The organism is Serratia sp. NPDC087055 (genome assembly GCF_044900985.1).
GTDB lineage: Bacteria > Pseudomonadota > Gammaproteobacteria > Enterobacterales > Enterobacteriaceae > Serratia.
In genome coordinates this window covers 33,404-55,252 of the sequence record NZ_JBJDOG010000002.1, presented here as the reverse complement: position 1 = coordinate 55,252, position 21,849 = coordinate 33,404, and the positions used below count along the sequence as shown (strand labels likewise).

The 21,849-nt window shown below is 54.1% G+C and carries 16 protein-coding genes and 2 tRNA genes; 1 reads left to right on the top strand and 17 read right to left on the bottom strand.

Annotation, left to right across the window (positions count from 1 at the left end):
• Positions 1–2: 2 nt before the first annotated feature.
• From rlmB to nnr, 14 genes are all read right to left on the bottom strand, one after another.
• Positions 3–734 carry a 23S rRNA (guanosine(2251)-2'-O)-methyltransferase RlmB gene (gene rlmB, locus ACI2J2_RS13970; RefSeq protein WP_037422563.1) on the bottom strand — a complete coding sequence of 244 codons (732 nt, stop codon included), beginning with the start codon at positions 732–734 and terminating at the stop codon, positions 3–5.
• 59 nt (positions 735–793) lie between these two features.
• A complete protein-coding gene (gene rnr / locus ACI2J2_RS13965; RefSeq protein ID WP_209634286.1) occupies positions 794–3,277 on the bottom strand; it encodes a ribonuclease R in 2,484 nt (827 codons plus the stop codon).
• 59 nt (positions 3,278–3,336) lie between these two features.
• The gene (gene nsrR, locus ACI2J2_RS13960) at positions 3,337–3,762 is read right to left on the bottom strand and encodes a nitric oxide-sensing transcriptional repressor NsrR (protein WP_061807511.1); all 426 of its coding nucleotides are present in this window, start codon (positions 3,760–3,762) and stop codon (positions 3,337–3,339) included.
• 224 nt (positions 3,763–3,986) lie between these two features.
• A complete protein-coding gene (locus tag ACI2J2_RS13955) occupies positions 3,987–5,285 on the bottom strand; it encodes an adenylosuccinate synthase (protein ID WP_209634285.1) in 1,299 nt (432 codons plus the stop codon).
• Between the two features lie 97 nt (positions 5,286–5,382).
• A complete protein-coding gene (locus ACI2J2_RS13950; protein ID WP_020824909.1) occupies positions 5,383–5,583 on the bottom strand; it encodes a DUF2065 domain-containing protein in 201 nt (66 codons plus the stop codon).
• A gap of 63 nt (positions 5,584–5,646) precedes the next feature.
• A complete protein-coding gene (hflC, locus tag ACI2J2_RS13945) occupies positions 5,647–6,654 on the bottom strand; it encodes a protease modulator HflC (RefSeq protein ID WP_037426474.1) in 1,008 nt (335 codons plus the stop codon).
• 3 nt (positions 6,655–6,657) lie between these two features.
• Entirely contained in the window at positions 6,658–7,917 is a 1,260-nt protein-coding gene (gene hflK, locus ACI2J2_RS13940) for an FtsH protease activity modulator HflK (protein WP_209634284.1), read from the bottom strand.
• A gap of 202 nt (positions 7,918–8,119) precedes the next feature.
• Entirely contained in the window at positions 8,120–9,400 is a 1,281-nt protein-coding gene (gene hflX / locus ACI2J2_RS13935; protein WP_037426478.1) for a ribosome rescue GTPase HflX, read from the bottom strand.
• Positions 9,401–9,495: 95 nt separating this feature from the next.
• On the bottom strand, positions 9,496–9,804 hold the full coding sequence (gene hfq / locus ACI2J2_RS13930; protein ID WP_012004894.1) for an RNA chaperone Hfq: 309 nt from the start codon (positions 9,802–9,804) through the stop codon (positions 9,496–9,498).
• 114 nt (positions 9,805–9,918) lie between these two features.
• Positions 9,919–10,860 (bottom strand): tRNA (adenosine(37)-N6)-dimethylallyltransferase MiaA, encoded by a 942-nt coding sequence (gene miaA / locus ACI2J2_RS13925; protein WP_265556249.1) that lies wholly within the window; start codon positions 10,858–10,860, stop codon positions 9,919–9,921.
• Positions 10,853–12,718 (bottom strand): DNA mismatch repair endonuclease MutL, encoded by a 1,866-nt coding sequence (gene mutL, locus ACI2J2_RS13920; RefSeq protein WP_209634282.1) that lies wholly within the window; start codon positions 12,716–12,718, stop codon positions 10,853–10,855. Before mutL ends, miaA begins: the two co-directional genes overlap by 8 nt.
• A 22-nt stretch (positions 12,719–12,740) precedes the next feature.
• Entirely contained in the window at positions 12,741–14,537 is a 1,797-nt protein-coding gene (gene amiB / locus ACI2J2_RS13915) for an N-acetylmuramoyl-L-alanine amidase AmiB (protein WP_404760303.1), read from the bottom strand.
• Between the two features lie 7 nt (positions 14,538–14,544).
• Positions 14,545–15,015 (bottom strand): tRNA (adenosine(37)-N6)-threonylcarbamoyltransferase complex ATPase subunit type 1 TsaE, encoded by a 471-nt coding sequence (gene tsaE / locus ACI2J2_RS13910; protein ID WP_037426487.1) that lies wholly within the window; start codon positions 15,013–15,015, stop codon positions 14,545–14,547.
• A gap of 13 nt (positions 15,016–15,028) precedes the next feature.
• Positions 15,029–16,540 (bottom strand): bifunctional ADP-dependent NAD(P)H-hydrate dehydratase/NAD(P)H-hydrate epimerase, encoded by a 1,512-nt coding sequence (nnr, locus tag ACI2J2_RS13905; protein ID WP_404760302.1) that lies wholly within the window; start codon positions 16,538–16,540, stop codon positions 15,029–15,031.
• Between nnr and queG the strand changes: the two genes are divergently transcribed.
• A complete protein-coding gene (gene queG / locus ACI2J2_RS13900) occupies positions 16,539–17,678 on the top strand; it encodes a tRNA epoxyqueuosine(34) reductase QueG (protein ID WP_209634279.1) in 1,140 nt (379 codons plus the stop codon). The two genes, nnr and queG, sit on opposite strands and share 2 nt — an antisense overlap.
• 298 nt (positions 17,679–17,976) lie before the next feature.
• Here queG and ACI2J2_RS13895 read toward each other — a convergent pair.
• The 3 genes from ACI2J2_RS13895 to ACI2J2_RS13885 all read right to left on the bottom strand — a co-directional run bounded on the left by ACI2J2_RS13895 (position 17,977) and on the right by ACI2J2_RS13885 (position 21,835).
• Positions 17,977–18,052, bottom strand: a tRNA-Gly gene (locus ACI2J2_RS13895).
• Positions 18,053–18,106: 54 nt separating this feature from the next.
• Positions 18,107–18,182, bottom strand: a tRNA-Gly gene (locus ACI2J2_RS13890).
• 317 nt (positions 18,183–18,499) lie between these two features.
• Entirely contained in the window at positions 18,500–21,835 is a 3,336-nt protein-coding gene (locus tag ACI2J2_RS13885; RefSeq protein ID WP_404760428.1) for an autotransporter outer membrane beta-barrel domain-containing protein, read from the bottom strand.
• Between the last annotated feature and the right edge of the window lie 14 nt (positions 21,836–21,849).

Here is a 21,849-nt window from a genome sequence, read left to right as displayed (position 1 = left end):
AATCAACTGCGCTGACGTACTGCTTCGAACAAACAGATGCCGGTAGCAACAGACACGTTCAAGGAAGAAACCGTTCCTGCCATCGGGATACTGATCAACTCATCACAGTGTTCACGGGTCAGACGGCGCATACCTTCGCCTTCTGCCCCCATTACCAGCGCCATCGGGCCCGTCATTTTGCTCTGGAACAGCGTGTGATCGGCTTCACCAGCAGTACCAACCACCCAGACGTTCATCTCCTGCAACAAACGCAGCGTACGTGCCAGGTTGGTGACACGGATCAACGGGACATTTTCCGCCGCGCCGCAGGCCACTTTCTTGGCGGTTGCGTTCAATTGAGCGGAACGATCGCGAGGGACGATCACCGCATGTACACCGGCAGCGTCAGCACTGCGCAGACAGGCACCGAGGTTATGTGGGTCGGTCACGCCGTCCAATACCAACAGGAATGGCGTATCCACGCTTTCCAGCAGCGCCGGCAAATCATTTTCCTGATACTGACGCCCTTCACGCACCCGGGCAATAATCCCCTGATGCACTGCGCCTTCAACTTTATCGTCCAGCCACTGGCGGTTCGCCACCTGGATAACAATACCGGTCGCTTCCAGCTCAGCAATCAGCGGCTGCAAGCGGCGGTCATCTCGCCCTTTGAGGATAAACACTTCCAGGAAGCGTTGCGGATCGTTATCTAACAGGGCTTTGACGGCATGGATACCGTAAATAATTTCGCTCATGATGCTCTTTTAACTGTGCGGCTGGCGTTTGCCTGCCGGTGATAATAACGTGTGGCAGGTTAAGCCTGCTCAGCACCTTTCTTCTTGCCGGCGCGTTTGGCCTTAGTCGCCGCCGCTATTTTCCGGGTTTTATCGGACACTTTCTTGGCTTTCGCCTTTTTGTCTTTCTTCACCTTGTCGGCAGGCTTGGCGTCATCTTTACGGAAAGCGCTGTCAGGTTCGAAGTTAGCCGGTGTCTTGCCACCACGACGTTTACGCGGTGCTTGCGTACGGCCTGCGCCTGCGCCGCCACGTAGGGTGCGTTGGCCGCCCTTGGCACGATCGCGTTCAGTTTTGCCTTCACCGCGTGGTTTACGGGTGCTGGAGACCAACGCAAAGTCAATTTTGCGCTCATCCATATGCACTGCTTCCACGCGGATCTCCACGGTATCGCCCAAGCGATAAACCACACCTGAGGATTCGCCAATCAGTCGCTGGCCGATATTATCGTAGCGATAGTAATCATTATCCAGCGATGACACATGCACCAGGCCATCGATAAACAGATCGTTCAAACGGACGAAGAACCCAAAGCCCGTCACGCTGGCAATAATACCGCTGAACACTTCCCCGACGTGATCCTGCATAAAGTCGCATTTTAACCAGTCAGCGACATTACGTGTCGCTTCATCGGCGCGACGTTCAGCCATCGAACAGTGCTCGCCCAGTTGCAGCATCTCTTCGAACTCACTGTGCCAGCCGCCTGTCGGGGTCCAGCGCTCTTTCGGCTGACCATGCTCTTTAGCCAGCACATATTTAATCGCACGGTGCAGTGCCAGATCGGGGTAACGACGGATCGGCGAAGTGAAGTGACCATAAGAAGCCAACGCCAAACCAAAGTGGCCGCGGTTTTCAGGATCGTAGATCGCCTGCTTCATGGAGCGCAACAACATGGTTTGCAGCATTTCATGGTCAGGACGTTCGGACACTTCATCCATCAAGGTCGCGTAGTCTTTCGGTTGCGGCTTGTTGCCGCCACCCAGTGTCAGACCCAACTCACTCAAGACGCTTCGCAGTGCCGTAATGTGATCGTCGCTTGGACGGTCGTGCACACGGAACAGCGCCGGCTCGTTGTGCTTCTCAACAAAGCGCGCAGCGGCAACGTTCGCCATGATCATACACTCTTCGATCAGTTTATGAGCATCGTTACGTACCGTTGGCTCAACGCGCTCGATACGACGCTCGGCGTTGAAGATAAACTTGGCCTCTTCCGTTTCGAAAGCAATGCCCCCGCGTTCGGCACGCGCTTGATCCAACACCTTGTACATCGCATGCAGTTCCTGCAGGTGTTTGACCAACGGATGATAATGCTCACGCAGCTCCTGATCGCCCTGCAGAATGTGCCAGACTTTGTTGTATGTCAGGCGAGCATGCGAGCTCATCACCGCTTCATAGAACTTGGATGTCGACAGACGCCCCTGGGCGGAGATGGTCATCTCACACACCATACACAGGCGATCTACCTGCGGGTTAAGCGAACACAGGCCGTTGGACAGCACTTCCGGCAGCATAGGGATAACCTGCGACGGGAAGTATACCGACGTTGCACGGTTACGTGCTTCGTCATCCAGCGCTGTACGCGGACGAACATAATAGCTGACGTCGGCAATGGCGACCCACAGGCGCCAACCCCCGCCACGTTTTTTCTCACAGTAGACCGCATCATCAAAATCGCGCGCATCTTCACCGTCAATCGTTACCAGCGGCAGATGACGCAGGTCAACACGGCCTTTTTTGGCCGCTTCAGGCACCTGCTCGCTAAGATCGGCAACCTGTTTTTCCACCTGTGGTGGCCAAACATGCGGGATTTCGTGGGTACGCAGCGCGATATCCACCGCCATGCTGGTGCCCATTTTATCGCCGAGGATCTCAACGATCTTGCCAACCGCTTTAGTACGACGGGTCGGGCGTTGGGTCAGTTCAACCACCACCATAAAGCCCATGCGTGCACCACTCACCGCATCGGCTGGGATCAGGATATCAAAGCTCAGGCGACTGTCGTCTGGTACGACAAAGCCAGTTCCGGCATCCATAAAGAAACGGCCAACGATTTGGCTGGTTTTCGGTACCAATACCCGCACAATACGGGCTTCGCGGCGACCCTTGCGATCTGCGGCCATTGCCTGCGCCAGCACCACATCACCGTGGATCGCCATTTTCATCTGCTCGGCGGACAGATACAGGTCGTCTTTGCTGCCTTCAATGCGCAAGAAACCGAAGCCATCACGGTGGCCAATAACGGTACCCCGCAGCAGATCCAGGCGTTCCGGCAGCGCATAGCACTGGCGGCGGGTAAATATCAATTGGCCGTCACGTTCCATTGCACGCAGACGACGGCGTAATGCCTCTAAAGGCTCTTCCCCGGTTAAATTCAGTTCTTTGGCCAGCTCTTCGCGGCTGGCCGGCGTTTCTCTTTTCGCCAGATGGGCCAGAATGAATTCACGGCTCGGGATTGGGGATTCATATTTTTCTGCTTCTCGTTCCAGGAATGGATCTTGTGACATTGCGGTTCCTCCGTTGTCATCAGCAGGGTGTCGCTGAGCCTTGTCTTCTCAGCAACGCTTTATTCGACAAGCAATAGCTTGTAGAGCGATGGATTGTCTTCAACCATATCGGCAAGCGTGTGGCTGTCCAGCTCTTCAAGGAAATTCTGTACGCCCTGTTGCAGCACCTGCTTCAGGCGGCAGGCAGGGGTTATGTGGCAAAAGTCACTGTTGCAGTTAACCAGCGAGAGCGGTTCTAGCGCCCTTACCACGTCGCCAAGGCGAATGGTTTCGGCCGGTTTGCCCAAACGGATGCCACCGTTCTTACCGCGCACCGCGGTCACAAACCCAACCCTGCTTAACTGATTGATGATCTTTACCATATGGTTTCTGGACACGCCGTAGACCTCGGTGACTTCCGAGATACTGGTCATTTTGTCCGGTGGCAGCGAGGCCATGTAGATCAACGCCCGCAGGCCATAATCAGTAAAACTTGTTAACTGCACATCTACCTCTGGGTGTCATTTTACCCGTCTGATACGCCGATTTTCGGCATTATTCAAAAGATTACTTATTGGATAATAAACCAGCCGGAGAGTTCGCCGCTAATTATTTAGCGCATGTCAGGCTCTGGGGCAGGTTATGAAGGGATTTTTTGATGTGAAACCGCAACTGAGGAGAATAATGATAAAAATAAACCGGGACATGCCCGGTTTATCTTATTGCCAGATTATGCGTCGAACGGGTCGCGCAGAATCATGGTTTCGCTACGGTCAGGGCCAGTAGAGATAATGTCTACGGGTACGCCGGTCAGCTCTTCAATACGCTTGATGTAGTCCAGCGCCGCCTGTGGCAGTTTGCTGTATTCCTTCACACCAAAGGTGGTGTCGCTCCAGCCCGGCATGCTTTCGTAGATGGGTTCGATACCTTCCCAACCTTCAGCCGCCAGCGGAGTGGTGGTCATTTCGCGGCCATCTGGCATGCGATAGCCCACACAGATTTTCACTTCTTTCAGGCCATCCAACACGTCCAACTTGGTCAGACAGAAGCCGGACAGGGAGTTGATCTGCACTGAGCGACGAACAGCTACGGCGTCCAACCAGCCAGTACGACGACGACGGCCAGTGGTGGCGCCGAACTCGTTACCTTGTTTGCACAGGTATTCGCCGGTTTCATCGAACAGTTCAGTTGGGAATGGACCTGCACCCACGCGAGTGGAGTAGGCTTTAACGATACCCAGCACGTAATCTACGTAACGCGGACCAATACCAGAACCGGTAGCAACACCGCCAGCAGTGGTGTTAGAGGAGGTCACGTACGGATAGGTACCGTGGTCGATATCCAACAAGGTGCCTTGTGCGCCTTCGAACATGATCAGATCGCCACGCTTGCGCGCGCCGTCCAGCAGTTCAGAAACGTCAACAACCATTGCAGTCAGAATATCAGCGATAGACAGCACATAGTCCAGCGTTGCCTGATAATCAACGGCTTCAACTTTGTAATAGTTGACCAACTGGAAGTTATGATAATCAACAATTTCCTTCAGCTTAACAGCGAAGGTTTCTTTGTTGAACAAGTCGCTAACGCGCAGACCGCGGCGAGCCACTTTATCTTCGTAAGCCGGACCAATGCCACGACCGGTGGTACCGATAGCTTTCGCACCACGCGCTTTCTCACGCGCGTTATCCAGCGCAACGTGGTAAGGCAAGATCAGTGGACAAGCTTCAGACAGTAACAGACGTTCACGTACCGGGATGCCACGCGCTTCGAGTTCACCCATTTCTTTCATCAAAGCGTCTGGCGCCAGAACAACACCGTTGCCGATGATGCTGGTCACGTTTTCACGCAGAATGCCTGAAGGAATTAAATGAAGGACGGTTTTTTCACCGTTAATGACCAGAGTATGGCCAGCGTTGTGACCACCTTGATAGCGCACTACATATTGAGCCCGTTCGGTCAGCAGGTCTACGACCTTGCCCTTACCTTCGTCACCCCATTGAGTGCCCAGTACGACGACGTTCTTACCCATTTTAAAAATCACCGGTTGCTTAAAAATGGATTCTACCACCGTAATTCGTGAGTTTCAGCACTTTTAGCGCTGAGTTGCGTATTTTTTAGGCTAAACTTTAAACCCCCGTGCGACTACGCAACATGTAGTAGATCACACAGCCCGCAACCACTATTCCGCCGCCAAATCGCCGTAACGTAGAGTCAGGTAACTGGGTCATTGCCAGTATCATTTTACGCCAGGCTTGCGGAAACAGCATCGGCCCCAGGCCTTCCAGCACCAAAACCAGCCCTAACGCCAGCCAGATCGTTGAATTCATCAGACACTCCCAAAAAGAAAGGGCCCGCGTTTAAACGGGCCCTCGATCATTAACCTGTCGCGGTTACTTACGCGTGGAATCAGGCGACTTCATGTAGCGGAAGAAGTCGCTGTCCGGGCTCAGTACCATCACGTCCTGGTTATTGCTGCTGAAGCTGGTTTCATACGCACGCAGGCTACGGATAAAGGCGTAGAAGTCCGGGTCCTGGCTGAATGCGTTAGCAAACAGTTTGGCCGCTTCGGCATCGCCGTCACCACGAGTGATACGGGCTGTACGTTCGGCTTCTGCCAAAGTACGAGTTACTTCGTAGTCTGCAGTTGCACGCAACTTCTCAGCTTCTTCCTGACCCTGTGAACGGTGACGACGCGCGACAGCTTCACGCTCTGCACGCATACGCTGATAGATTGCGTCAGACACTTCTGCCGGCAGGTTAATCTGCTTAATACGTACGTCGATAACTTCGATACCCAGTGCCGCCATGCTGTTCGGGTTAACCTTCGGCAAGTTGCCAGTCGTTTCCTTTTCAACACGCGCCGCTGCAGAAGCGATAGCATCATCGGCTTCAGTAGTCGCAACTTCTTGGTCATCACCTACGGTACCGGTATTCAATGCATCACGGACGTCGGACATCAGCTTACCGCGCGAGTCGGTCACGATGTCTTTCACATCCAGACGACCAATCTCGGAACGCAGACGGTCACTGAACTTACGTTTCAGCAGAACTTCGGCTTGTGAAACATCACCACCGCCGGTTGCCAGGTAGTAACGGCTGAAATCACTGATGCGCCATTTCAGATAAGAATCGACAATCAGGTCTTTCTTCTCGCTGGTCACAAAGCGGTCTGCCTGGTTGTCCATAGTCTGGATACGTGCATCCAGCGTTTTCACTGATTCAATAAACGGAATCTTGAAGTGCAAACCCGGTGCATACACCAGCGGTTTGTTGTCGCTGTCACGCAATACCTTGCCGAAACGCAACACAATGCCACGCTGGCCTTCCTGAACCACGAACAGAGAGGCGTATAACGCCACCAGCACCGCGAGGACGATAACTATAAAAGACTTACGCATTGATTACTCTCTCCCTACGCGAGTGGTGTCGTCACGCTGCGCATTCGCCCGGCGCTGGTCCATGACCGAGCCGCTGCTTGTACGCTGGCTGCTAGAGCTGGCGCCACTGTTGACAGACGGAGCGGGGTTGAGACGAATCAGGCTGGTGTCTTTATTGCCGTCAGCCGCCGCGCCAGTTTGACCGCGCAGCATTTGATCCAGCGGCAGCACCATCAGATTGTTGCCTTTGTCATTCACCAATACTTTACGGGTATGGCTCAGGACTTTTTCCATGGTTTCGATATACAAACGCTCGCGGGTAATCTGCGGTGCGGACTTATATTCCGGTAACAGCTTGGCAAAGCGTGCAACCTCACCCTGAGCTTCCAGGACGGTACGGTCTTTATACGCTTTGGCATCTTCCAGCAAACGCTGCGCCTGGCCGTTCGCACGTGGCTGAACTTCGTTGGCGTAAGCTTCTGCTTCACGGATGTACTGCTGCTCGTTTTCACGTGCGGCAATCGCATCATCAAATGCGGCTTTCACCTCTTCCGGCGGACGAGCAGCCTGGAAGTTAACGTCCAGCAGTGTGATACCCATGTTGTACGGACGAATAGTCTCTTCCAGTACGCGTTGCGTATCGCTACGTACGATAGTACGGCCTTCGGTCAGGATTTTGTCCATGGTGTACTTGCCGATAACACCACGCAGGGCGCTGTCAGTCGCCTGGCTCAGGCTGTCGTCAGCATTTGTCACGCTAAACAGATACGCTTCCGGGTTGGTCACGCGATACTGTACGTTCATTTCTACACGTACCACGTTCTCATCAGAAGTCAGCATCACACCTGAGGCTGCCAGTTCACGCACTGACTCCACGTTGACCGGACGCACTTCATCGATAAAGGTTGGCTTCCAGTTCAGACCCGGCTGTACCAGGTGGCTGAACTTGCCAAAACGGGTGACAACACCACGCTCGGCTTCTTTGATGGTGTAGAAGCCGCTAGCGGCCCAAATCACCACGACTGCAACTGCAGCAATGCCGATAATACGACCACTAAAGCCCGGACCAGAAGTGCCGGTACCGCCGTTGTTATTGCTGTTGGAGCCTTTGCCTCCGCCCAAACCGCTCAATTTCTTGCTCAGCTTGCGGAAGATATCGTCCAAATCAGGTGGCCCTTGATCACGACCGCCTTTGTTATTACCGCCAGAGTTGCCGCCATTGTTATTGCTGCTCCCCCACGGGTCGCGGTCCTGTCCGTTATTACCGGGCTGATTCCACGCCATGTTTTAGCTCCATATTCTGTGATTGGGTACTTCAGGCTTACGCTTAGTTACAGCAGGCTATCTTACTTGCCCGTTTTCGCTTGGGCAGTGCTCAGAATCCTCACGTACTTGGTGTACGCTCTGGTTCCTGCGCGCTGGCCACCCAAAACTGGCTGAGCCGATAACGCCTGCGGACCGAGTGCTCAAATGTAACAGGATATGATCATACTATAAAGTTAATCAGTTCCTGTTCCTGTTTGCAGAGGCGACGCCATTCGACGATAGGCATACGCACCACCACGCCAATACTGCCGTCTTCTTCGTTCCACTCTTTTTCAATTGCCTGAAGCTGGTAAAAACGGCTACGAAGACGGCCTGCCTCTGGCGGTAAGCGCAGCTCATAATGCGCAATTTCCCCCGATAAGCGCTCCGTCAACGCCTGATACAGCAACGGGATACCTTCACCGCTGGCGGCGGACAGCCACACCCGGATCGGTAAGTTTTCATCGTTGCGGTCGATACGCGGGACAAAATCATCCAGCATATCTATTTTGTTCATCACGAGCAGTGTAGGGATCTCATCCGAGTCAATCTCAGCCAACACGGTATTTACCGCTTCAATGTTTTCATCGACGCGGGTATCCGCGGCGTCTATGACATGTAACAGCAAAGATGCCTGACGCGTTTCTTGCAGCGTTGCCTTAAAGGCGGCCACCAAATCATGCGGCAGGTGTCGGATAAACCCTACGGTATCCGCCAACACGGTATCGCCCACATCGGCGACGTCAATACGCCGCAGAGTCGGATCCAGGGTGGCAAATAGTTGGTCTGCCGCATACACATCAGCAGACGTTATTCGGTTAAACAGGGTTGATTTGCCGGCGTTGGTATATCCCACCAACGAAACGGTTGGCACATCAGCACGGGTACGCGCACGTCGGCCCTGTTCACGCTGCTTAGCTACGCGCTCCAGGCGGCGTAAAATCAAGCTAATGCGATCGCGTAACAGACGACGGTCGGTCTCTAACTGGGTTTCCCCTGGCCCGCGCAGGCCAATCCCCCCTTTTTGACGCTCAAGGTGCGTCCAGCCACGAACCAAACGCGTAGCAATGTGACGCAACTGCGCCAGCTCTACCTGCAGCTTACCTTCATGGGTACGGGCACGCTGGGCAAAGATGTCTAGAATCAACCCGGTGCGATCGATCACCCGGCATTCGCACAGGCGTTCAAGATTTCTCTCTTGCGCTGCGGAAAGGGAGTGATCAAACAGGACAACAGATGCGCCACTGGCTTTTACCGCATCTGCAATTTCTTCGGCCTTTCCTTCACCGACAAAGTACTTGGGATGCGGGGCTTTGCGGCTACCAGTCACCACTTGCAAAGCTTCGACACCGGCAGAGGACACCAGGGACTCGAATTCACTGAGATCTTCTGTATCTTTGTCTTGCGAGAAATAGATATGAACCAGGACGGCCTGCTCACCGGCTTCATAACGGTCAAACAAGCGTGCAACCTCTCAAACGGGAACCCGTGAGTTTGGGGGACATAAACAGCCCATGGCTGCTTATGCTCCCCGTCATGGTTGACTCGCAACGCGCTTTATTCAGCGTCATCGCTTTCCTGCTGCGGCTGTTGCGGCGCAGACGGGTTGTTACCATGGTGATAGTTACTGGTGCCGCCGCTCGGAGTATTGCTATGGTGCGAAACCGGACGTGACGGGACAACGGTAGAGATAGCGTGCTTATAAACCATCTGGCTCACCGTGTTTTTCAACAGGATGACAAACTGGTCAAAAGACTCAATCTGGCCTTGCAGCTTAATACCATTCACCAAATAAATAGAAACCGGAACACGTTCACGACGCAATGCGTTCAGGAACGGATCTTGCAAAGATTGCCCCTTAGCCATTCTATCTTTTCCTTATTTGCTTGTTGTTTTTAACTAAGAACCTGTCGGCTCTAAAATAAACGACCTAAAAAATTTGCGCGCTGAATACTCATCAATTGTACACAATCACTCAACCTATGCACTAACAACCTGTATTACCGAGTCCAAAGCCTCTCCCGGCTTCTCGCTGTCCAGCCAATGTACCGAGTTCCAGCCTCGTAACCAGGTCATTTGGCGCTTGGCCAACTGACGCGTTGCGCAAATACCACGATAAACCATCTCATCGTAACTAATCTCGCCAGATAAATATGACCACATCTGGCGATAACCGACACAGCGAATGGAAGGCAAATCCGTATGCAAATCACCCCGTGCAAAAAGTGCACGCGCTTCCGTCTCAAAACCCGCCGCCAACATTTGATGGTACCGCAGCTCAATGCGTTGATGGATCAACTCACGGCTGGTCGGTGCTATCGCAAATTGGTGAACATGATACGGCAACGATTCACCCGAAATTTTAGTCAGTTCCGTTAAAGTTTTACCCGAAATAAAAAAAACTTCCAGTGCTCTGGACAGTCTCTGCGGATCATTCGGATGAATTCTCAATGCCGCAACGGGGTCAATCTCTTGTAACTGACGGTGTAAAGCGTCCCACCCCAACTCTGCTGCCTGCTGTTCGATGCGTTCACGCACCGCAGGATCCGCTGAGGGTAACGGCGATAATCCTTCCAACAGTGCTTTGAAATAAAGCATGGTGCCACCCACCAGCAGCGGGATACGCCCGGCAGCGGTAATTTCAGCCATCTCTTTCAACGCATCAGCGCGAAAATCCGCTGCAGAATAGGCTTCAACGGGATCGCGAATATCAATCAACCGATGTGGCGCCTGCGCCAATTCCTCAGCGCTCGGTTTGGCAGTGCCGATATCCATGCCGCGATAAATCAGGGCGGAATCCACGCTGATCAATTCCACAGGCAGGCGTTCGCGCAGCGCGATCGCCAACGCGGTTTTGCCCGAGGCGGTCGGCCCCATAATAAAAATAGCCGGGGGACGTGGTGTCATTTCAGTTTCAATCATGCCTAAGGGCTGCCAGTGCAGCCTGTAAATCAACAGGTTGTAAAAGTCCGCTCGGTGGTGATTTGACCAGCTGCGGGCAAAGTCGTTCAACGTCGGTCAGTAATTGTATCGCTTGCGAGGTGTTCCATTGTTCATGCTCACTGCCTAAGTGGCGAGCAAACCACGTGGCCAACACCGCGGGCGACATCTCCTGATGCTCGGCCAAGTAGCCTAACAGTTCGGGTATCAGTTTTTGTAAATTTTGTTGGCGTAATGGTAAAGGTACTGCGCGCAGCGTCACACGCCCATGCTCAGACTGCAGGTCCAACCCCATTTTGACGAACAACGGCTGATGATGCACGCAAGCGGCCACCTCGTTTTTGCTCAGCGTCAGCTTGATAGGAATCAACAGCGGTTGCGGCCGTAACCCCTCTTCTGACGGGTTAAGCTGCGCCTGGCGCAACCAACGTTCAGCCACCGACAAATTAAGCAACATCAGTTGCTGACGATTTTCAATCAACGCATAGCAGGGGGGGTGGATCATCAACACACGCCCAAAACTATGTTGGCTACCGGCCAGCGGCGTTTCCTGCGCAATTTTAGCCGGCGGAAACAGCGGTTGCTTCTGCGTTTCTTGCTGAGGTTCAGCCGCGGTAGCCACCTGTAGCAGCTTGCCGTACAGCTCGCCTTCGCGTTTTTGATAACCACTGCCTGCATGATAGGCAGGTTGCGGAGCACGTTCACGCGCGACGGCAGGTTGCGGCTCGCGGTACGGCGCCGGTTGCGAGAAATGGTTCCCCCCGGCAGCGACGCGGTTTTCAGGCTGCCAAGCTGGCGCAGGTTCCTGCTCCTGCTCATCAGCCAGCGGTAGCTGCGCATTGCCGACCTGCTGCAACACGGTGGTTACCGCCTGATAAATAAAATCATGTACCAGCCGCGCCTGATGGAACCGCACCTCATGCTTGGCCGGATGAACATTCACATCAACCTGATGGGGGTCTACCTCGAGATACAGCACGTAAGCAGGCTGCTGATCGTCTTTCAATTGATCCTGGTAGGCCTGGCGGATGGCATGGTTGATCAGACGATCGCGCATCATTCGGCTATTGACGTAGCAATACTGCATTTCGCCCAGTTGCCGAGCGCCCGCGGGGTCGGCCACCCAACCACGAATGGTCAAGTCGCCATGCTGCCATGAGATATTCAGCGCATGCTGCAAAAAAGCCGGGCCACAGATGCTGCCTAATCGACGCTCATGCTGGCTCTCGTCTTTCGCTGCGCGGTATTGGCGGATAAGTTTGCCGTTGTGGCTGAGGTTGATCGCCACATCGAAACGCGCCAGCGCAATGCGCCGCACCACTTCATCAATATGGCCGAACTCCGTTTTCTCGGTGCGCATGAATTTACGCCGCGCGGGCGTGTTGTAGAACAAGTCCAGGACTTCCAGCGTGCTACCTATCGGGTGAGCCGCTGGCTTGACCGTCACCGCCTGATCGCGGCCCTCAGCGTAGGCCTGCCAGGCTTCGTGTTGTTCTGCGGTACGTGAGGTGAGTGTCAAACGCGAAACCGAGCTGATACTGGCCAGCGCTTCACCACGAAAACCGAGGCTAACAATGGCTTCTAAATCATCGAGCGTGCTGATTTTACTGGTGGCATGACGGGCCAAAGCCAACGCCAGATCGTTCTTGCCGATGCCACAGCCGTTATCGCGGATACGAATCAGCTTGGCGCCCCCGCGTTCGATATCGATATCGATACGCGTCGCCCCAGCATCCAGACTGTTTTCCACCAGTTCTTTGACCACTGATGCAGGCCGTTCAACCACTTCACCGGCGGCAATCTGGTTAGCAAGTTGGGGCGGTAACACCTGGATGGGCATGCTGACTCCTGTAATATTGGCGCTAGGCCTGCGGAATGGTCAACGTCCGGTCCAGCGGCGCGACGTCCGACTTCAGTTTATTTACACGTTTCAAGTCACTGACGCTGACGCCATAGCGAGTCGCAATGGATGTCAGCGTATCGCCGCGGGTCACTTTATGTTTTGACGCTTTCTTCACGCCAGGTTTAACCTTAGCGATGGTGCTGGTCGTGACGGCGGTGTTACCCGCTGGCACTTTAAGACGCTGGCCAACCCACACGCCATCCTTCTTCAGCTTGTTCAGATCACGCAACGCCGCCATGGTGGTGCCATAACTGTCTGCGATACCGGAGAGCGTCTCTGCACGTTTCACCACGTGAATCTGTGTTTTGCCGTTAATACGGCTACCACCGGCCGAACTAACGACCGGTGCAGGCTGACTGATGACGTCTGGTGTTGAGGATTTAACCGCCGCTGCGACGTCCAGCGGTCGGTTTTCCACCTTTGGGTCGGCTTGTAGCGGGTGCGCCAGGAAATAACTGCGCAGGCCATTGTGGATCGCCTTGGCAATTTTATCCTGATATGCGCTACTGCCGAGCAGCCGCTCCTCCGTGCTATTACTGATAAATCCTGTTTCCACCAGCAATGATGGAATGTCCGGCGAACGCAGTACGCCAAGGCTGGCGTGCTCTGGACGACGCTTATGCAATGCACCCACACTCTGTAGCTGCTGCAAGACTTTAACTGCGACATCGTAACCCACACGTTGCGAGTGACCGAATTGCAGATCCAGTACCGCTTGGCTCAAATAAGGATCCGCTTGGCTGTTGGCCAGCAAATCACCCGCACCACCCAGTAATTCAGATTGTTTCTCATGCTGTTCCAGCCAGCCCGCCATCTCACTGTTGGCACGGCGGTTGGACAACACCCAAACCGAAGCCCCATTGGCACTGCGATTTGGCGCAGCGTCAGCGTGAATGGACACCAACACGTTCGCGCCCTGCTTACGGGCCACATCCGAACGCCCCATCACAGAGATGAAGTAGTCGCCATTACGCGTTAACACCGGTTTGAACTGAGGATCGGCATCCAGCAGCGCCTGAAGGCGACGTGCGATGGCGATAGTGACATTTTTCTCTTTCAGTCCGTTCGGGCCGATCGCGCCCGGATCCTGCCCGCCATGACCTGCGTCAATCGCCACCACCACGCGATCGCCAGAACCTGCGGACACTCGGCTACTGCGCGGTGTAACCTCTGATGCGGTCCCTGCAACAACGGTAGGTTTATTGGTGAAAGGATTCGAACCGCTTGGCGCTTTACGCACCGGTTCCGGCTCAGACTCCTCCACAACCACCGGTGCTTTGCGCGCCGGCTGGCTCACAACCAGCGGCGCTGGTGCAGGGGCTTTACGCGCGGTGTTGGTATTAGCACTGCCCTCTGCAGCAATAGTGAACACCACGGTATAGACACTGCCATTTTGACGAGTAGCGACCCGGGTCTTCGAGCGCTGCGTTAAATCAAACACCAAACGCACGCTCTGGGCATCTTTCGGCGTACTGGAACGAATGCTTTTCACCAGATTCTGGCCGCTAAAATTCAGCGGCAGGCCACCCACCTTACCTTTCTGATTCACATCCAAAACCACGCGATCCGGGCCGTGTAGCGGGAAAAAGGCATAGTCTGGCGGGCCAGTGAAACTCACGGAGACCGTAGCTTCTCGCTGGGCATTGGTGACTTTAATATCTGATAGTGATGATGCAGCCAGCGCACTTGCCGCACCCAAAGGCCCCAATACGGCGATCAGAGCGATTACGAATAGTTTTCTCAACGCATACGTCATTGCGGCGTCATTCCTGTGGCCCGTGAATACGGTCTAAAAGCTGGCTGCCGTAGGCGGAAACCGCCTGAATTTTTGCCTCTCGGCCTTGATCCTGATAGCTGAGATGCAGCTCCAGATCTGGCTCTGGCAATACGCCCGTGCCCTGCTGTGGCCATTCCACCAGGCAAATGGCATCCTGCGCAAAATAATCGCGAATACCCATAAATTCGAGTTCTTCCGGATCGGCTAAGCGATACAGATCAAAATGGTATACCGCTAATGGCTGCAGCGCATAGGGCTCCACCAGCGTGTAGGTTGGGCTTTTAACATTGCCCTGATGGCCTAATGCCTGCAAGAAACCACGGCTGAAGGTGGTTTTACCGGCGCCCAGGTCACCGTAAAGATAAATTACGCTGGCGCGATCGCACGCCTTAGCCAAGGCGGCACCCAATGCGACAGTCGATGCCTCATCCGACAGAGGTAAAACGAGTTCTTTCATTCGATAGTTTCTATTATGCCAACTCAGGATTAACGTAATAAGGAATTTCCGGCAGCAAATCGCTTGCCAGCATTCCCCTTATTCCTTGTCTTGCCGCCACGCGATCGGCGGCTGCGCCATGCACCACACACCCGGCACAGGCAGCATCATACAGCGAGAGCTTTTGCCCCACCAAACCGCCGATTATGCCTGACAGTACATCCCCCATGCCACCGGAGGCCATGCCAGCATTGCCGACGTCAGCGATTGCCATCTGGCCCTGGTCGTCTGCGATCAGCGTGCCCGCGCCTTTGAGCACAGCAACGCCGCCATAGCGTGCAACCAGATTGCGCACTGCAAGTAAGCGGTCACTCTCAATATCAGCGGTACGGCACCCCAGTAGACGTGCTGCCTCCCCAGGATGCGGGGTCATTACACGATTCTGACGCTTCTCGGGATTTAATGCCAGCAAGTTCAACGCATCCGCGTCCCATAACGCCGGTTTATCACTGGCTTGCAATACTTTCAGCGCATTCCTAGCCCATTCTCCCTGACCCAACCCTGGCCCCACGACCAGTACGTCTGCCCAATCGAGCGCCTGCTGCAGCGTATCGTCCTTCAACGGCTGTACCATCAGCTCCGGCCTGGCGGTCAACAAGGGGCCGACATGCTCTATGTGAGTAAGCACTCGCACCAATCCCGCGCCGCTGCGTAACGCCGCCTCTGACGCCATACGTATTGCGCCACCAAAACCCTGATCGCCTCCTACCACCAACAGACGCCCCTGTTCACCTTTATGCGTGCAGGGGCGGCGTGGTTTTAACCACTGAGGCAACGATTTGTCAGTAAGCCGCTGAATCTGTGCCGGTTGCTTCGCCAACCAACCAGATAATCCTAGCGTACTCTGGTGAAGTTGCCCGACCCAATCACGTGCCTGGCCTGTCAACAAGCCAGGTTTGAGGGCAATAAAAGCCATCGTGTGCATCGCGCGGATGACCGCACCGGGCGCAGCACCGCTTTCGGCCAACAGGCCAGAAGGAATATCGAGTGCGATAACCGGCGCAAGACTGCGGTTAGCGGCTTCAATCAGAGCGTCGTACGGCGCCCGCGGTGCAGTGCTCAACCCCGTACCGAGCAAACCATCGATAATCAGATCAATGCCTGCTGGCCAACGGGCGTCAGCCGGATGGATTTCACCGCCGGCGGCCAGCCAGGCTTGCCTGGCTGCATCGGCTTCCGGCGGTAATGGACGCGTCCCCTCACAGGCGATCAAGCTAACCTTGACGCCAGTTGCCGCTGCCAGCCGAGCGACAACATAGCCGTCACCACCGTTATTACCATGGCCACACAGCACCAGCCAATGGTGGGCAGCCGGGTATTGGTCGCACGCCAGAGCGCAAGCCGCTTCACCAGCGCGCTGCATGAGTTGATAGAGTGAGATACCCAGCGAAGCAGCAGCACTCGCTTCCGAGCGCCGGATCCAGTCCGCAGACCAGACAGAGTGTGATAAACTGTCAGAGTATTGTTTTTCACTGTGGCCCGTCATGACTCACCCCCTCGATCTCAATCAACTCGCCCAACATATCAAGCAATGGGGGCAATCGCTAGGATTCCAGCAGGTAGGCATCTGCGACACCGATCTCAGCGCCGAAGAACCCAAATTGCAGGCATGGCTGGACAAGCAATACCACGGTGAAATGGAATGGATGGCGCGGCATGGCATGTTACGCGCCCGCCCTCATGAGCTACTGCCGGGGACATTGCGGGTGATCAGCGTACGCATGAACTACCTGCCAGCCAAAGCGGCCTTTGCCAGCACACTCCAAAATCCTAACCTGGGTTACATCAGCCGCTATGCGCTGGGCCGTGACTACCACAAACTCCTGCGCCAACGGCTCAAAAAGCTCGGCGATCAGATCCAGGCCTATTGCGGTGAACTTAATTTCCGCCCCTTTGTCGATTCCGCACCGGTAATGGAACGCGCCCTGGCCTCCAAGGCCGGGATTGGCTGGGTTGGTAAACACTCACTTATTTTGAATCGCGAGGCAGGCTCCTGGTTTTTTCTCGGTGAACTGCTTATCGACTTGCCGTTACCGGTGGATGAACCACAGCAGGAGCAATGTGGCCGTTGCGTTGCCTGCATCACCACTTGCCCAACGGGGGCCATCGTCGCCCCTTATACCGTCGATGCACGGCGCTGTATCTCCTACCTGACTATCGAACTGGAAGGGGCTATTCCGGAAGAATTCCGTCCATTATTGGGCAACCGCATTTACGGCTGTGACGATTGCCAGCTAATTTGCCCTTGGAACCGCTTCTCGCAACTCACCGACGAAGATGATTTCAGCCCACGCGCGGCCCTGCATGCACCACAACTTATCGATCTGTTTGGTTGGACGGAAGAAAAATTCCTGCGCATCACCGAAGGTTCCGCCATTCGGCGAATCGGCCATTTGCGCTGGCTGCGTAATATCGCCGTCGCGCTGGGCAATGCCCCTTATCAGGATACCGTCGTGATGGCATTACGTTCCCGCTTAGAACAGGACGCCATGCTAGACGAACATATCCATTGGGCGATTGAACAACAATTGGCACGGCGTGAGGCGCAAGGTGTAGACGTGCAAACAACGCAGAAAAAACGATTGGTACGTGCTGTGGAAAAAGGATTACCGAGGGATGCTTAAAAGCTTCCATGCTTACCAGAGAGTCACTCTGTGGATTTGTGTATAAAAATAAAAATGCTTTGTCTTTCAACTGCAACAAAAAGAGCAAGTGATCGACATAACGTTTTCTGATAAATAAATATACTTACGAATCAATAAGATAAATATTTCATTTGTGTGGCGTTGATTTTTTGAACTGAGGGTATTATGTACGCTACCTGTGGATAAGTCTGTTCACAACATTTCGACAGGATATGTATAACGAGGCAAAGAACCGCGCCAGCAAAGGCGTTGAACTGAGATAAACCGAAGAGAAAATTGGAGCGGGAAACGAGACTCGAACTCGCGACCCCGACCTTGGCAAGGTCGTGCTCTACCAACTGAGCTATTCCCGCATTGAGATGCTTTGTGCATCCGGCCATCAAACAAAACATGGCCTTTGAATTTTTTGGAGCGGGAAACGAGACTCGAACTCGCGACCCCGACCTTGGCAAGGTCGTGCTCTACCAACTGAGCTATTCCCGCGTCGCATGGGTACTGCTTAATACTCTTTTTATTCATCACACCGCTTACGCAGCATTGTTGAATAGACAATAGGAGATAAATTGCATTATTTATCCCTATCTTATTGATTTTTATGGGCTTTTTTGGCGACACTCAATCAATGGACTGCATTATGGACTAGTCATCGCGCCTTGGCAACCCCCCACATAGCGAAAAAATGCAAATTAGAGGGCGTTTGCTCAATTTGCAATCGAAGGTACCACAAGCTGACAATTTCTCAACATCTGCTGGAACGGCAGAATGATCGTGCCAGGCTGGCACGATCATTCTCATCTTAGCTAAAAATGATAACGTGCGTTCAGCATCCCGCCATATCCCTGCTGACCGTTGTTACCCGCTTGCCCAAACACATGCCCAGAAACTTGAAGCTTCTGTCCAACGTCCCCTGCGGCACCAAGCTTCATCTCTAGCATGCTGCGTGCCAATGAGGCATCCAACACGGAGCTTCCCATCTGCACAGATGCCTTTTCGCCATAATGCAGTAGGTTGGTTTCCAAAAACGGCCGAATGCCCGTTTCACGCTGCGGGTAAATGCGTAAACCGGTACGTGCAAACCAGGGATTATTCACATGACTCCTCATGCGCGTACCTTGCAGCACCGCATCCGAGGCACGGTAATCACTGTAGACAAACTGGGCATTTGGTTCCATCACCAGCCCCTCCAAGGCCGAGCCGGCGGCGAATGACGTCATCGCATAACCCGCTTCCAACGAGGCAGACCACACATTCGAATGATAATCGGCCCTCCCAAGCTCGCTGCCAATGTGGTTAGCATAGCGGCCATATTGCAACCAGGCGTCGGCATACCCCCCTTGACGCGTTGCTTCGTTTTCAAAAACAGTGGCATACATCCCTACCGCATACCCCGACATTTTCCCTTTTGCTTTCGCCTGTGCACGGGTGCCTTTGCCTGGCAATACAAGAGTGGAAACCGAATCCGTTCGCGCTGTACCGTACCCACTCATGATTCCCACGTGGGCCGTACCCTTGTTCAGCACCGAGATCTGAAGCACGTCCCCACCCAGTTGCAGGAGAGTACTGTCTGATTTCATATCGACCCGCCCCTCCGACATACTCATCCCTTTATCATGTCGGCCCTGAGTACGAAGCCATAGCCCACGTTCGTCTGGCACACTATTCCCTTCTGCGGAAATAGGCAGACGATCGCGCAGGTTATGAATAAACAGTCTGGTTCCAGCGAGTTGGTTGCCGATGTAAGCGCCGCTTTCCGGCGAAACATTACTCACGCTTGGGGCCACCGGGGGCGGCACAATTTCCTCTGGTGGCACTACTGTCGGCGGCTGTATGACCGGAGGTTCAACCGTTGGGGGTGTCACAGGCGGCTCTACCGTAGGGGGGACTACCGGTGGCTCCACCGTTGGGGGGATTACCGGGGGTTCAACGGGCGGCGTATAAGTCGAGGTCAGGTACCAGTCATCCGGCACACCCTGATTCCCACCGCGAACCAGACTGTAATCGTAACCATTGAGGGCCAGAGTGGCCGTTCCCGCGCGATAGCCCGTTGAGGCTGCATCAAGTCTAAAGGCATCCACACCCGTTGTACCGCCGTTAAGTGTTTCTACCAGGCGAATTCCACGCTGGGTATACCCGCCGGTGCCACCAGCGTTGATAACGCGCAACGCGGTTTTACCTTCAGCCGTTCCGCCATCAATGACCAGGCGATCTGTCAGCGAATTATCATCACCGAGCCGCGTATTTAACACTAGGGTCCCATTTCCCCGGTAGTGGTTAACTGTCACCGTTTTAAAACCGCTGTTGTCCGTTGGGGCCAGGAAGGCAACGGTGCCGTCATTTTCTAACGCCCCCAGCAATGAGCTATTTCGCACATACCAATAGCTGTCATTATCCAGCGCAAAACGGTTGACCAAGCCTTTCTCACGTTGGTTCACGGCCCCTACCAACTGGGAACCCTTGGCCAATAAAAGGTTTGCGGAACCGCTATCTATCAGAATATCGCCCGTCAGTTGGCTATTCTTCGCGTCCAACAGAATCGAGCCTGTTTCAATCTCTTTCGCTACCCCACCGGAGGTAATGTTAGCCGATTTTGAATACAGCAATATGCCCTGTTCTTCGGCCCCTTCAGTTCTTGCCGTGACGTTGGTGCTATCCAGGATAAACCGATGGTTGCCTCCGTTAGCAAACAAACCGACACCATCCTGCGTATCGATCCGCGAGCCGTTTGTAACAGAGACTTCATTGCTGAAGTCAGCGGAAGTCGCGTAGCTCCAAATACCCTGTGATTTCGCCCCCGTCGACGTTAATTGGACATTCTTCAGACTGACCGTTGGGCTGTTGCTGATAAACAAGCCAGCGGCAGACGCACCCGACGTGGTTATTGCTGAATTAAGTGCTGTAAGAGTCGCACCGCTTCCGGTGGCGTAAAGAGCATGGGAATTGTCACCGTAGGTATTGATAACCACATCTTCAAGACCGATTGTCGATCCGGCAAAGCGCGCCAAGGCCCCCACAGCACCGGAGCCAGACGTCTCAATTTTTACATTTTTGGCCGTGGTTGCTGCCTGATTCTTGGCTTCAGCCGCGACATAAAGCGCATGACCGCTGTTGCCCTCTGTCGCCAAGATACCCTCATCCAACAAGACCTTTCCTGCACGGTTATCTATGCCGACATAGAGGGTGCGAATATCGAAGCGACTTGCCGTCAGGCTAGTGCCCGCAGAGGGCAGCCACGCACCGGAGGTATAAGGGTCTGGTGCTCTGATTTGCACGTTCTCCATGACAACGCGCGCATTTTGCGAATTGATATTGAGGCCATAACTGAACTCTCCTCCCGCAACCAATTTGGCATTGCGAAGATAAACCACAGGCGAGGTTCCGTTATAAAGAGACATCAGCCGGATCGCATCGCCTTTGGCGGTTAGCGTGCCGCCATTCATGTCAAAGGCACCACTTCGCACGATCACTGCAGGCCCATTGACAGAAAGCACATCCGTGTCCTTTAAGGTTATCAACGCGTTTGTGCCCTCTGCATATACAGCGGCGTTAGCGCTACCTTTAACGGTTATTGTTGAATTATCTAGCCGAATAGAAGCCCCTGGCCCGGCAAATGCCCCTTTTCCCGCAGCCATGATGGTCACGTTTTTTGCAGTAATGCTGGCTTTTGCGTCTTTCGCATGCAGACCATCACTGTTGGTACCCGCCGTAGTGATAGTCCCACCATTCAGTATGATTTTCCCGCCCGCCTGAGCCATCGCGCCATGCGAGCTTGTCCCTTCTGTAGAAAGCGTCACCCCGGTACCGGCAATGCTGCTACCTGTATCTCTCGCGTACAGTGCATGGGTTTTAGAACCTGTACCAATGGTCTCAACGGTACTGTTGCTCAAGAACACAACACCGCCGTACCGCGTCAGCACGGCTGGCGTGTCGCCAGTGTCCGTGCCGTCTGCACGAATGGAGATATCCTCGCCAGTGAAGCTATTACCGACCTGGGAGACCAAAATGGCGGGCCCCCTGCCAATGTGATTCACCCTATCGCCAGGCGCCAGAATAATTTGGGTGTTGCCACTGGGATCATCCACGACAATTTGCCCGTATTCTTCCGCAAAGCTGGATCCAGAACTGAACAGCGCCAGCATAACGGCACTGTAAC